The sequence below is a fragment of the Microbacterium sp. YJN-G genome (assembly GCF_015040615.1).
GTDB lineage: Bacteria > Actinomycetota > Actinomycetes > Actinomycetales > Microbacteriaceae > Microbacterium.
The window spans coordinates 922520-935354 of sequence record NZ_CP060402.1 but is presented as its reverse complement, the minus strand read 5'-3'; the positions used below and the strand labels follow the sequence as shown (position 1 = coordinate 935354).

Genomic DNA, 12835 nt, shown 5'->3' with positions numbered 1-12835 from the left:
AGAAGCTGCGGGTCTCTGCTGGCCGCACCCGCACCTACTGGGACACGCCCACAGACGATGTCCCAGAACGGGGATGTCCCAGAAGCTGCGGGTGCCCGCCGCGCGCACCAGCACCTACTGGGACATGCCCACCGGCGAAGCGGGTGTCACGAAGCAGGCGGCACATAAGAAGTACGGCCGACAATAGAAGCAGCGCCCCGCACAGCCTGCGGGCGCGACTCCCCGAGAACGAGGTCCCCATGTCTCGCACGGCGACATCACGCCGACGCGGACGCGGCGCGCAGCAGGACAGTCCGCGCGCCACGTTCCGCCAGCTCCTCCCCTTCCTGCTCGAGCACAAGGGCGTGCTGGTCATCGTGGCCGTGCTCAGCATCATCGGCGCCGCCGCATCGCTGGCCCAGCCGCTGCTGGTCGGCCAGGTCATCGAACGCGTGCAGCGCGGCGAGATGCTCGGCGCACTCGTCTGGCTGCTGATCGCACTGGTGATCATCGCCTCGGTGATCTCGGGCTACCAGCACTACCTGCTGCAGCGCACCGGCACGGCCGTCGTGCACTCCAGCCGCAGGCGGCTGATCGCACGCATCCTGCACCTGCCGATCAGCCAGTTCGACGCCCGCCGCACCGGCGACCTGGTCTCGCGCGTGGGTACCGACACGACGATGCTGTACGCCGTGCTCACTCAGGGACTGGCGGATGCCGTGGGCGGCGCGATCCTGTTCGTCGGCGCGCTCATCGCGATGCTGCTCATCGACCCGCTGCTCCTGCTGCTGATCGTCATCGTGATCGGCGGCTCGATCGCCGTGGTGGTGGTGCTCAGCGGCCGCATCCGCACGGCATCCGCCGCCCAGCAGCACAAGGTGGGCGAGCTGGCCTCGGGCATCGAGCGCGGGATCTCGTCGATCCGCACCGTGCGCGCCTCCGGGGCTACCGAACGCGAGACCGCATCCGTCGAGGGTCTGGCCGCCGAGGCCTACGGACTCGGCGTGCGTATCGCGAAGATCTCGTCGACGGTGGTGCCCGTCGCGGGCATCGCCCTGCAGGTGTCACTGCTGGTCGTGCTGGGCGTGGGCGGGTTCCGCGTGGCATCCGGCGCGCTCACGATCGCTTCGCTGGTGACGTTCATCATGTTCCTGTTCATGCTCGTCATGCCGCTCGGCCAGGCGATCGGTGCGATCACCTCGGTGAACCAGGCACTGGGGGCGCTCGGCCGCATCCAGGAGATCCTCGACCTGCCCACCGAGACGCAGGACGACCAGCCGGATGCCGAGGCCACCGCGGCGCCCGTCGTGGGCGCGCCAGCACTGGAGTTCCGCGACGTGCGATTCCGGTACCCCGACGACGTGATCGCCGCCCGTGAAGCCGCCGCCCGCGAGGCGCAGAACGTGCTGATCGACGCGCACCTCGAGCGCGCGGGCGACGCCACCGGCGAGGTCGATCGCGACGTGCTCAAGGGCGTCTCATTCGCCGTGCCCCGCGGCGCCCGGGTCGCCCTCGTCGGCCCCAGCGGCGCCGGCAAGAGCACGATCCTCTCGCTCATCGAGCGCTTCTACGACCCCACCGGCGGCTCGATCCGCCTCGCCGGGCACGACGTGCGCAGCTACCCGCGCGCGCGGCTGCGCGCGCAGTTCGGCTACGTCGAGCAGGATGCGCCGACCCTGGCCGGCACGCTCGCGGAGAATCTGCGGCTGGCCGCCCCTGACGCCTCGGATGCCGACTGCGAGCGCGTGCTGCGCTCGGTCAACCTCGGCGACGTGCTCGATCGCAGCCCGCTGCGGCTGGATGCTCCCGTCGGCGAGGACGGCGTCATGCTCTCCGGCGGCGAGAGGCAGCGCCTTGCGATCGCCCGCGCCCTGCTGACGGATGCGCCGATCCTGCTGCTGGACGAGTCGACCTCATCGCTGGACGGCGTGAACGAGCAGCGCATGCGCGAGGCGATCGATGCAGCCGCCGCCGATCGGACGCTCGTCGTGATCGCGCACCGGCTGTCGACCGTGGTCGACAGCGATCTGATCGTCGTGCTGCAGAACGGCGTCGTCGTGGGTCAGGGTACGCACGCCGAGCTCATCGACTCGACCCCGCTGTACCGGGATCTCGCGCGGCACCAGCTGCTGGTGTGAGGGCGACGTGCTCAGGGACCCAGGCCGGTCAGGCCTGCTCGCAGACCCAGCCCGCCGGGTATGAACCGGTCGCGATGAACTCCATCAGCTCGGCGCGCACGTCGTCGGGAAGGTCGGCATCCGCCCGCGGGTAGATGATCGGCTCCTCCTTGCGGTTGTGGTCGTCGAGCAGCCTCAGCAGCTCGCGGCACTGCACCTGGGCGTCGGCCTCGGGCTGCGAGAGCGCCGACTCGATCGCATCCATGCCGCGCCACAGTTCCCCGTGCTCGCGGAGCATGACGATGATCGGCATCATCATCGACTGCTTCAGCGGCGGGAACAGGAACCTCTCCTCGAGGTAGATGTGCCGCCGAAGGGCATCCAGCGCCTCGCGCAGCGTCGCCGGATCGGCGTCGTCCGCGAGGAAGGTCTCGATGCCTGCGTCGATCGCGTGGTGCTCCCGGGTGAGGGCGTCGGCGATCTGGTCCGTGACTCCCATGGCCACCTCCATCTTTGACCACAGTCGGTTCCGTGGTAATTCACTCTATCGCCGGAGGCGGACACGGAAAGACGCGACGGCAGGATGCCGGAACCACTCAGCCATGGGTCGTTCCTGCATCCCGCCGTCGCGGGTCTGGGTCGCTCGCTCGGGAGCGAGGAGGTCAGCGATTCTCGGCGAGCCGGTAGCGCAGTGCCTCGAGTTCGCTGCGCAGCGCTGCCGGCAGCTTATCGCCGAAGATCGAGTAGAACTCCTCGGTCGAGTCGGCCTCGGCCTTCCACGCCTCGACGTCGACGGCGAACAGCTCGTCGAGATCGGCATCCGTGATCTCGAGCCCCTCGAGGTTGAGGTCCTCGCGACGCGGCAGACGGCCGATCGGGCTGTCGACAGCGCCGACCTCGCCGGTGATCCGCCGGATGATCCAGTCGATCACGCGGGAGTTGTCGCCGAAGCCCGGCCACAGGAAGCGACCGTCCTCACCGCGGCGGAACCAGTTGACCTGGAAGATGCGCGGCGCGCGGTCGAAGCGCAGCATGCGGCCGACCTTCAGCCAGTGGCCGAAGTAGTCACCCATGTTGTAACCGCAGAAGGGCAGCATGGCGAACGGGTCGCGACGCAGCTCGCCGACCTTGCCCTCGGCGGCGGCGGTGCGCTCGGACGAGATCGTCGAGCCGAGGAAGACACCGTGAGTCCAGTCGGTCGCCTCGACCACGAGCGGCACGTTGCTCGCACGACGGCCGCCGAACAGGATGACATCCAGGGCGACGCCCTCGGGGTCTTCCCAGTCCGCGGAGATCTGCGGGCACTGCGCCGCCGAGACGGTGAAGCGCGAGTTCGGGTGCGCGGCGGGGCGTCCGGAGTCGGGCGTCCAGGGCTTGCCCTCCCAGTCGATGAGGTTCGCCGGCGGGGTCTCGGTCAGACCCTCCCACCAGACGTCGCCGTCGGGGCGCAGCGCGACGTTCGTGAAGATCGTGTTGCCCCACAGGGTCTCGACCGCGGTGACGTTGGTCGACTCGCCGGTGCCGGGTGCGACGCCGAAGAAGCCAGCCTCGGGGTTCATCGCGTACATGCGTCCGTCTTCGCCGGGACGGATCCAGACGATGTCGTCGCCGAGCGTCTCGACGCTCCAGCCCGGGATGGTCGGGCGCAGCATGGCGAGGTTCGTCTTGCCGCAGGCCGACGGGAAGGCGGCGGCGACGTGGTAGGCCTTACCCTTCGGGTCGGTGACGCGGATCAGCAGCATGTGCTCGGCGAGCCAGCCCTCGTCGCGGGCGATGACCGAGGCGATGCGCAGCGCGAAGCACTTCTTCGCCAGGATGGCGTTGCCGCCGTAACCCGAGCCGTACGAGTAGACCTCGAGAGTCTCGGGGAAGTGCACGATGTACTTCTCGTCGTTGCACGGCCACTCGACGTCGGCCTGACCCGGCTCGAGCGGAGCGCCGACCGAGTGCACGGTGCGCACCCACGGCGCACCCTCCGCGATGCGACGGGTGACCGCGTCGCCGACGCGGGTCATGATGCCGATCGAGGCGACCGCGTAGGCGCTGTCGGTGACCTGGACGCCGATGTGCGAGAGCTTGCCGCCGACAGGACCCATCGAGAACGGGATGACGTACATGGTGCGTCCGCGCATCGAACCCTCGAACACGCGGTCCATGGTCTCGCGCATCTCGGCAGGATCGGCCCAGTTGTTCGTGGGGCCGGCATCCTCTTCGCGCTCGGAGGCGATGAAGGTGCGCGCCTCGGTGCGGGCGACATCGCTCGGGTGCGAGCGGGCGAGGTACGAGCCGGGACGCCACTCGGGGTTGAGCTTGATGAGCTTGCCCTCGTCGACGAGCTCGTGCAGGATCATGTCGTTCTCGGCGCGCGACCCGTCGATCCAGTGGATGCGCTCGGGCTGGGTCAGCGCGGCGATGCCGTCGACCCACTCGCGCAGCTCAGCCATCGCCGGGGTGTCGTACGACGGCACGGCACCGTAGTTGCGCACCGGCGCCACCGAGGGGATTCGTGCGTCGTACGTGTCGACCATGGCCATGTCTGCTCCTTCTGAAGGGGATGCGTTACACCCATCTTCTGCGAGCTTTTCTCGCACTTTCGACGCAATTGGCGGGAAAGAAGGATGATTCTTTCGGATATACTCAAGGAATGGCGTCAAGTGGACTCGAGCTCAGCACCCTCGGACATCGCATCCGGCATCACCGCACCCGCAAGGGACTCACCCTCGATGAGCTCGGCGCGCTGGTCGGAATCGCCGGTTCGCAGCTGAGCCTGATCGAGAACGGCAAGCGCGAGCCGAAGCTGTCGCTGCTGCAGGCGATCGCCCAGGCGTGCAGCACGGATGTCGCCGACCTCATCTCGGGCGAGCCGCCGAACCGGCGGGCGGCGCTGGAGATCGAACTCGACCGCGCGCAGGCGAGTCCGGTGTTCCGCCAGCTCGGCATCGCGCCGGTGCGCGTGACGAAGGGCATGAGCGACGAGACGATCGAATCGGTGCTGGGTCTGCACCGCGAGCTGCACCGCCGCGAGAGCGAGGCGATCGCCACGCCCGAAGAGGCGCGCCGCGCGAACACCGAGATGCGCCTGACCATGCGCGCCCGGGGCAACTACCTGCCCGAGATCGAGGCCCTCGCCGAGAAGCAGCTCAAGTCGGCCGGCCACGTGTCGGGCGCGCTCACGCACCGCACGGTGAGCATCATGGCCGAGAAGCTCGGCTTCGAGCTCATCTACGTCGCCGACCTGCCGCACTCGACCCGCTCGATCACCGACCTCGAGAACGGCCGCATCTACCTGCCCCCGGCTTCCATCCCGGGCGGGCACGGTCTGCGGTCGATGGCACTGCAGGCCATGGCGCACCGCCTGCTCGGCCACACCAAGCCCACCGATTACGCCGACTTCCTGCAGCAGCGTCTGGAGATCAACTACTTCGCCGCCTGCTGCCTGATCCCCGAGACGGCCGGCGTCGCATTCCTGCAGCAGGCGAAGAAGGATCGCAACCTCGCCGTCGAGGACTTCCGCGATGCGTTCGGTGTGACCCACGAAGCGGCCGCGATGCGCATGACGAACCTCATGACGCACCACCTCGACATGCGCCTGCACTTCCTGCGCGTCGACGAGAACGGCGCGATCACGCGCGTGTACGAGAACGACGACCTGCCGCTGCCGATGGATGTGACCGGAGCCGTCGAGGGCCAGCCCGCCTGCCGCAAGTTCTCGGCACGGGCGGCGTTCGAGCAGCGCAACCGCACCACCGAGCACTACCAGTACACCGACACGCCCTCGGGCACGTTCTGGTGCGCGACCCAGACCGGCTCGGCCAGCGACGGCGGGTTCTCGATCACGGTCGGCGTGCCCTTCGACGACGCGCGCTGGTGGCGTGGCCGCGAGACCTCGCACCGCGCGCAGTCGACCTGCCCCGACGAGACCTGCTGCCGCCGGGCTCCGGCCACGATCTCGCAGCGCTGGGAGGGCCGCGCCTGGCCGAGCGCCCGCGTGCACACGCACATGTTCCGCCCGCTCCCCCGTGGCGCCTTCCCGGGCGTCGACGACAGCGAGGTGTACTCGTTCCTCGACCGGCACGCCGGCGAGTGACGGCATCCGGTCCGGCGCGAACCGGACCAGCGGGCCCCGTCCGGGCGCCGTCTCACCGCGGCCGGACCGTGAGCGTCTGAGACGAGGTGCCCAGCGGGCCGGCCAGGTCGCTGACCACGGATTCGGTGAGGCCGATCCCGTCGGCGCCGAACGACACCGAGGTGTCGAGGCCGAACCACTCGCCGGCCGGCTCGCGGAACAGGCTCGCCGTGAGATCGACGTTCGGGTAGAGCGCCTCCTCGGGCGCCACCCGGGTCGCGATGCCGTTCGCGAAGTCGAGCATGCCGAGCACTCGCGCACGGGATGAGACCGGCTCGGACTCGAGAAGCGGATGCCGCGGGCGGATCCAGCATCTCGACCGGCCCGGGCCCACGTACTCGCGATGCACGTCGATCGACCGGATGGCGCCGCCCGGCCACAGGTCGGCCGGCGCCCATGTCGGCAGGCTCACGATGTCGGGCATCGTCGGCAGCGGGTCTCCGGCGATCGCGGAGGTGTCGCTGCGCTGCAGCATCCAGCCGCGCAGCGTGACCGCGGGCCGTCCGTCGTGGCTCAGCGTCGCCTCGACGAGCTCGATCGTGCGCCCGGGGCGCACGACCCGCGTGGCGACCTCGAAGCGCTCCATCGGCAGCACGCCGAGGATGTCGTAGCTCGCCCGCGCGAGCACGAGTGGCGCCTCGGGCCTGCGGGCGGCGTGGTCGACCTCGACGAGATGTGCCAGCAGGCCCAGCACGGGGGCGATGTGCTGTTCGTCGGGATTCCATGCCCCGCCGACGTGCTCGGTCGGCTCGAAGGCGGTCTCGGACAGGCGGCGGAAGTAGCTCGACACGTCACCATTCTGCCGCTCAGCCGCCGGTGAACCGTGCGAAGCGGGCGAACGCGGATGCCGCGGCATCCGGGTCGTGGTCGTCGTCGAACAACACCGGGGGCTCGTGCCGGGTGGCATCGGCATGCGCCCAGGTCCCGACGACCCGGCCATCGTGGATGAGCGTCGGACGCACCATGCCGTTGGAACCCGGCCCCACCGCAGTCTGATGCTGGGGTGGGCAGACCGGCGTGCGGTCGGCGTACGAGATGTAGTACTCGTCGAAGGCCGGGAGGGCGAAGGCATCCGCAGCCTCCGGCGAGCGCCGTGGGGCTCTCTGCGCCGCGTACAGACCCTCCGACACCTCGGTCACCCGGTCCTGCGCGCGCTCGCATGCCTCGCGCGCGGCGGCCTTCGTGAGCCCCGACCACCAGGCGAAGTCGGCGACACCTGCCGGGCCGTGACCGTCGATGTAGCGCACGAAGAGCTCGGCGAGAGGATCGTCCGGCTGGTGCGAGTCACGCACCCAGTCCTCGGTGAGCACGAAACGCTGCTCGCGGGCGACCCCGCCGTTGCGAGCCGGGTCGATCGGCCCCTGGCAGATCTCCCCCGCGATCGTCAGCGCGAACAGCAGGTGGATGCCGCGCTGCCCGCGCGGGTCGATACCCGCGCCCTCCAAGAGGGTGAAGGCCTCGGCGCGCGTGCACCCGCCGTCGCGCAGGGCCGGGCGCAGCGCGGTGGCGGCGCTGGTCAGCATCCGCTCGTCGACCCCGAGGTCGCGATGCCGGCCCGCCGCCTGCTGACGCTGCCGATCCGCCGTCACCGACAGCACCCAGCGCAGGTCGGTCGCGGCGATGATGTGCAGCGTGCCGCGCATGGTCCAGGCGCGCACGAGGTCGCCGCGCGCGAACGCCGCGTCGACGTGGGCGAGCGTGGGCTCACCCCTTCGCGCCGACGCCCGGGTGCGGACGCCGAGCGCCCACCGGCCCGCCAGCAGGTCCTGGCTCTGCACGGCGAGCATGTGCCGTGCGGCATCCGTCACCGTCCCTGCCGGCGCGGTCAGCCGGTGGGCGCGGAGCCGGTGCGTCAGCAGGTCGCTCATCGTCCCATGATGACGCTCGCCTCCGACATCGTCCCGGACCGACATCCGGCCGTCCCGGATCACTGATGCACAGGCCGCACAACGGCGTGTCGTCCGCCCGACACGCCGGCGGCACGGCATCCCGTCAGTGATCCGGCACACCCGGCGGCCCGGGCTCGGCCATGCCGGACTCAGGCGTACAGCGTGACCTCGCGGCGCGCGGGCAGCACGACGGGGTGCGAGCCGGCCATGACCTCGAGCACGCGCACCACCTGGCACGAGTACCCGTACTCGTTGTCGTACCAGACGTAGAGCACGACATCGCGGTCGTTGGCGATCGTGGCCAGGCCGTCGACGATGCCGGCGCGGTGCGAACCGACGAAGTCGGTGGAGACCACTTCGGGGCTCTCGACGTAGTCGATCTGCTGGCGCAGCTTCGAGTGCAGCGAGGCGCGGCGCAGGTAGTCGTTCAACTCGTCCCTGGTCGCCGGGTTCTCCAGCGTCAGGTGCAGCACGGCCAGCGACACGTCGGGGGTGGGCACCCGGATCGCCGAACCGGTCAGCTTGCCCGCCAGCTGCGGCAGCGCGCGGGCGACGGCCTTGGCGGCACCGGTCTCGGTGATCACCATGTTCAGCACCGCCGAGCGGCCGCGCCGGTCGCCCTTGTGGAAGTTGTCGATCAGGTTCTGATCGTTGGTGAACGAGTGCACCGTCTCGACATGACCGCGCACGATGCCGTACGCCTCGTCCATCGCGGCGAGCACCGGGGTGATCGCGTTGGTCGTGCAGGATGCCGCCGAGAGGATGCGGTCATCGGCGGTGATGGTCGAGTCGTTGATGCCGTGGACGATGTTCTTCAGCTCGCCCTTGCCGGGGGCCGTCAGCAGCACGCGACCGGCGCCTTTCGCCTGCAGGTGACGGCTCAGGCCCGCCTCGTCGCGCCAGCGGCCGGTGTTGTCGACGATGATCGCGTCGTCGATGCCGTAGGCGGTGTAGTCGACGGTGGCCGGGTCGTCGGAGTAGATCAGCTGGATGCGGGTGCCGTTGGCGATGATCTGCGACTTCTCCTCGTCGACGTCGACGGTTCCCTCGAACCGGCCGTGCACCGAGTCGCGCAGCAGCAGCGAGGCACGCTTGACGAGGTCGTTGTCGGATCCGCGGCGCACCACGATCGCACGCAGGCGCAGGCCGCTGCCACCGCCCTTGTGGGCGATGATGATCCGGGCGAGCAGGCGGCCGATGCGGCCGAAGCCGTACAGGACGACATTCACGGGGGCTGCCAGTTCGGCGCCCAGTGCCGGCGCCAGTTCGGCGCGCAGGTAGTCGGCGAGGTCCTGTCCGCTGGCCGCGTGCCCCTCGGCGAGGCGGGCGAGGTCGAGCGACGACGCCCCCGGGCGGATCTCGCGCAGCGCCTCGAGCACGGCGAGGGTGTCGGTGAGCGCCATCTGACTGTGGCCCAGCTGCGCGACGCGCTCGTGCACCTCGAGGATGCCGGTCGTCGACAGCCCCAGCAGGCGATGCCCGTGCAACGACGTGACGACGTCGCGCTCGCGGTTCAGGCCGCCGATGAGGGGGATCATCCGCTCTGCCAGCTCTTCCTTGATGCGCCAGTCATCGTGGGCGGTCACGACATCGTACATGTGCGTCCTTGCGTGCGTCGGCGCGCGCCATCGGGGTGCGGCGCGGCGTGGAATGGGGCGGATCCGCCCGCAGACCAGGCTATCCGCGCGAATCCGCCCGGCCTGCGGTTTCAGGCGATTCCGGATGCCGAAAAGCAGCGTTCTTAACCGCTGCGAAGATTCGCGTCACGAAGCGGCGTGCACAACGGCGGAAATCACGCGCTCGAGTGACGCCCCGGGCCGGAACGCGTGCGGCGGATAGCCTGAATGCATGACTCAGCGCCTCCTCGCCCGTGCCGTCCTGCTCGACATGGACGGCACGCTCGTCGACTCGACAGCCGTCGTCGAGAAGCTCTGGCTCGAGTGGGCCGAGCCGCATGGAATCGACCCGCAGCACGTGCTCAGCGTCGTGCACGGGCGGCAGGGACATCAGAGCATGGCGATCCTGCTCCCCGACCGCGACCACGCGATCAACGTCGTCGAGAACGCCGAGATGCTCGCGCGCGAGAGCGCGGATGTCGACGGCGTCATCGAGATCCCCGGAGCGGGCGTTCTGCTGGCGGCGCTGCGAGACGCACCGCACGCGATCGTGACCTCGGCCGACATCGCGCTGATGACCGCGCGGATGGGGGCCGCAGGCCTCACCGTTCCCGCTCTGACCGTCACGGCCGAGAGCGTGTCGGCTTCCAAGCCCGACCCGGAAGGCTTCCTAAAGGGAGCCGAAGCGCTGGGCATCGACCCCGCCGACTGCGTGGTGTTCGAGGATTCCGAGGCGGGCGTGGCGGCAGGACTCGCAGCCGGGATGCGGGTGATCGGGGTCGGCGCCCACGCCGCAGCCCACGGCGCGACTCACGTCGTCGACGACCTCACGCAGGTGAGCATCTCGGTGTTCGACGACGGCATCGAGATCGTTCTGCCCTGACCTCCGGCTGACCGCCGCCCCCTTGGTGCCGGACTCGGGCCCGCTCCCACGTTGCGCCACCGACCGCACGCCGCGTCGCAAACAACTCGAATCGGGAATACCCCCCTGGGGTATACCCGTTGGGTCCCATTGATGGATGCCGATTCACGGCATCCGCACCCACGAAGGGACTCACCGTGTCCACTCAGACCATGCCAGCCGCGGCGACGACGGCTCGATCACGCAAGGGCCTCGCTCTCACGCTGATCGCGGCCGCGCAGTTCGTCGTCATCATGGACACCTCGATCATCGGGGTCGCCCTGCCCGACATCCAGAGGGACGTCGGCTTCACACCCGACACGCTCACCTGGATCTTCAACGCCTATGTGATCGCCTTCGGCGGGCTGCTGCTGCTCGGCGGCCGTCTCGCCGACCTGCTCGGCGCACGCCGCATGTTCGCACTGGGATGGGCCGTGCTGCTCATCGGCTCGATCGGCGCCGGAGTGGCCACCGCACCGTGGATCGAGATCACCGCTCGCGCCGTGCAGGGCGCAGGAGCCGCACTCATCGCCCCCGCCGCCCTCAGTCTGCTGATGGCCGTCTTCGGCGGCACGCCGCAGCTGCCGCGTGCGTTCGCCGTATACGGCGCCGCGGCACCGATCGGCGGCACCGCGGGTGTGTTCCTCGGCGGCGTGCTCACCGAGTACCTCGGCTGGCCGTGGGTGTTCTACGTCACCGTCCCGATCGCACTCGCCATCCTGCTGCTCACGCCCGCCGCATTCCCGGCCGGAGCGCGCAGCGCCGGCCGCGTCGACGTCCTCGGCGCCGTGACCGGCACGCTCGGACTCGCCGCCACCGTCTTCGGTGTCGTGCAGGCGCCCGAGACCGGATGGGCGAGCACCACGACTCTCGTGGCGATCGGCGCCGGCATCCTGCTGCTGATCGGCTTCGGAGTGCGGCAGGCGCGGGCCGCCGAGCCGCTGCTGCGACCGCGCATGCTGCGCCTGCCCCAGCTAGCCGGTGCCAACGTCGCCCAGCTGCTCCTCGGCGCCGCCTGGATCCCGATGTGGTTCTTCCTGAACCTGCACCTGCAGAACGTGCTCGGCGCGACCGCGTTCGCGGCCGGTGCGGCACTGATCCCGATGACCCTGCTGATCGTGCTCGGTATGACGCTGGTCGCCCCGCGCCTGGCTGCGCGCTTCGGCACCCGCGCGATGCTCATCGGCGGCTTCGCAGCCCTCGCCGCCGGCATCGGATGGCTGGCGCTCGCACCCGCAGATGGCGGTTACGCGGGCCACGTGCTCCCCGCCTCGCTGGTCGCCGCGGCGGGCATGGCGCTGGCCTTCGTGCCCTCGCTGAGCACCGCGATCGCCAGCGCTCCCCCGGCCGACGCCGGCGTGGCGTCGGGACTGGTGAACACCAGCTACCAGATCGGCTCGGCGCTGGGCCTGGCCGCGCTGGCGGCGATCTCCGCGCCGATCGCGGCCTCCGCGGGCGCCGAGGCGGGATACGGCGCCGCGTTCACCGGCGCCGCGATCATCGCCCTGGCCGGGCTCGTCGCCGGCGTCGCGCTGCTGCGCGCCCCGCGCCAGTCAGCCTGACCGCGGGGAGAGCCTGCGGCCGCGGCATCCGGATGCTGTCACCGGATGCCGCGGCTCACTCGCGCGTGAAGTCCTCGAAGATCAGCGTGGTGCGGGTCGAGCGGATCGACGGAATCGCCTGGATGTCCTCCAGCACGATGCGCCGCAGGTCGCGCGCGTCGCTGGCACGCACGAGCAGGATGACGTCGAAGTCCCCGCCCACCAGTGCCATGTGCTCAACCTCGGGAATCGCCCGCAGCCGAGCCTGCACGTCCTGCCAGGTGGCCTGCTCGATGGCGAGCATGACGTAGGCCGAGGCGTGGTGCCCGAGCTGCACCGGGTCGGTGCGCACCGTGTACCCGGTGATGACCCCCGCATCCGTGAGCCGCTTGATGCGGGCGTGGGCACCGGCGCGCGAGATGTGCACGGCATCCGCGATGGCCGTCATCGAGGTGCGCGCATCGCGGCGCAGCTGGTCGAGGATCGCACGGTCGGTGGCATCCAGCAGCGTCATATGAACCCCTTCGTCCTCGGCGTCGTTCCGTCAGCGGGCTCTGACAGTTCGCTTCCTGAAGACCGAGACTATCGCCAATCATCCAGATCTTTCTGAGGTTGATTGGACGATTGACACGCGAGGGCCAGACTGGCCACACCACGTTCGGCAAG

General features: G+C 70.1%; 10 protein-coding genes. 4 read left to right on the top strand and 6 right to left on the bottom strand.

The window, feature by feature from the left end:
• Positions 1 to 239 precede the first annotated feature (239 nt).
• Positions 240 to 2117, top strand: coding sequence for an ABC transporter ATP-binding protein (locus tag H7694_RS04315; RefSeq protein WP_193598318.1), 1878 nt, complete (start codon positions 240 to 242; stop codon positions 2115 to 2117).
• Between the two features lie 28 nt (positions 2118 to 2145).
• On the opposite strand, the gene H7694_RS04310 is transcribed toward H7694_RS04315, so the two are convergent.
• Both H7694_RS04310 and H7694_RS04305 read right to left on the bottom strand, forming a co-directional pair.
• Positions 2146 to 2595 (bottom strand): hemerythrin domain-containing protein, encoded by a 450-nt coding sequence (locus H7694_RS04310; RefSeq protein WP_227468283.1) that lies wholly within the window; start codon positions 2593 to 2595, stop codon positions 2146 to 2148.
• A 163-nt stretch (positions 2596 to 2758) separates the two neighbouring features.
• The gene (locus H7694_RS04305) at positions 2759 to 4630 is read right to left on the bottom strand and encodes a phosphoenolpyruvate carboxykinase (GTP) (protein WP_193598316.1); all 1872 of its coding nucleotides are present in this window, start codon (positions 4628 to 4630) and stop codon (positions 2759 to 2761) included.
• Positions 4631 to 4740: 110 nt separating this feature from the next.
• Here H7694_RS04305 and H7694_RS04300 point away from each other — a divergent pair, with 110 nt between their 5' ends.
• Positions 4741 to 6183 carry an XRE family transcriptional regulator gene (locus H7694_RS04300; RefSeq protein ID WP_193598315.1) on the top strand — a complete coding sequence of 481 codons (1443 nt, stop codon included), beginning with the start codon at positions 4741 to 4743 and terminating at the stop codon, positions 6181 to 6183.
• 52 nt (positions 6184 to 6235) lie between these two features.
• Here H7694_RS04300 and H7694_RS04295 read toward each other — a convergent pair whose 3' ends face one another.
• From H7694_RS04295 to H7694_RS04285, 3 genes are all read right to left on the bottom strand, one after another.
• Complete coding sequence (locus H7694_RS04295; RefSeq protein ID WP_227468282.1) at positions 6236 to 7012, bottom strand: thioesterase family protein; 777 nt, start codon at positions 7010 to 7012, stop codon at positions 6236 to 6238.
• A 16-nt stretch (positions 7013 to 7028) separates the two neighbouring features.
• Positions 7029 to 8090 (bottom strand): winged helix DNA-binding domain-containing protein, encoded by a 1062-nt coding sequence (locus tag H7694_RS04290; RefSeq protein WP_193598313.1) that lies wholly within the window; start codon positions 8088 to 8090, stop codon positions 7029 to 7031.
• A gap of 170 nt (positions 8091 to 8260) precedes the next feature.
• Positions 8261 to 9709, bottom strand: coding sequence for a glyceraldehyde-3-phosphate dehydrogenase (locus H7694_RS04285; protein WP_193598312.1), 1449 nt, complete (start codon positions 9707 to 9709; stop codon positions 8261 to 8263).
• Between the two features lie 250 nt (positions 9710 to 9959).
• Between H7694_RS04285 and H7694_RS04280 the strand changes: the two genes are divergently transcribed.
• Both H7694_RS04280 and H7694_RS04275 read left to right on the top strand, forming a co-directional pair.
• Positions 9960 to 10610 carry an HAD-IA family hydrolase gene (locus H7694_RS04280; protein WP_193598311.1) on the top strand — a complete coding sequence of 217 codons (651 nt, stop codon included), beginning with the start codon at positions 9960 to 9962 and terminating at the stop codon, positions 10608 to 10610.
• 176 nt (positions 10611 to 10786) lie between these two features.
• Positions 10787 to 12190, top strand: a complete 1404-nt coding sequence (locus tag H7694_RS04275) for an MFS transporter (RefSeq protein ID WP_227468281.1) — start codon at positions 10787 to 10789, stop codon at positions 12188 to 12190.
• A gap of 55 nt (positions 12191 to 12245) precedes the next feature.
• Here H7694_RS04275 and H7694_RS04270 read toward each other — a convergent pair whose 3' ends face one another.
• On the bottom strand, positions 12246 to 12683 hold the full coding sequence (locus H7694_RS04270; RefSeq protein ID WP_193598310.1) for an Lrp/AsnC family transcriptional regulator: 438 nt from the start codon (positions 12681 to 12683) through the stop codon (positions 12246 to 12248).
• Positions 12684 to 12835: the final 152 nt, after the last annotated feature.

What these genes read in the sequence shown, in the direction of transcription:
- H7694_RS04290 (WP_193598313.1), bottom strand. Translation starts at nt 8,090, where the DNA reads ATGAGCGACCTGCTGACGCACCGGCTCCGCGCCCACCGGCTGACCGCG.
- H7694_RS04270 (WP_193598310.1), bottom strand. Translation starts at nt 12,683, where the DNA reads ATGACGCTGCTGGATGCCACCGACCGTGCGATCCTCGACCAGCTGCGC.
- H7694_RS04280 (WP_193598311.1), top strand. Translation starts at nt 9,960, where the DNA reads ATGACTCAGCGCCTCCTCGCCCGTGCCGTCCTGCTCGACATGGACGGC.
- H7694_RS04285 (WP_193598312.1), bottom strand. Translation starts at nt 9,709, where the DNA reads ATGTACGATGTCGTGACCGCCCACGATGACTGGCGCATCAAGGAAGAG.
- H7694_RS04305 (WP_193598316.1), bottom strand. Translation starts at nt 4,630, where the DNA reads ATGGCCATGGTCGACACGTACGACGCACGAATCCCCTCGGTGGCGCCG.
- H7694_RS04315 (WP_193598318.1), top strand. Translation starts at nt 240, where the DNA reads ATGTCTCGCACGGCGACATCACGCCGACGCGGACGCGGCGCGCAGCAG.
- H7694_RS04300 (WP_193598315.1), top strand. Translation starts at nt 4,741, where the DNA reads ATGGCGTCAAGTGGACTCGAGCTCAGCACCCTCGGACATCGCATCCGG.
- H7694_RS04310 (WP_227468283.1), bottom strand. Translation starts at nt 2,595, where the DNA reads ATGGGAGTCACGGACCAGATCGCCGACGCCCTCACCCGGGAGCACCAC.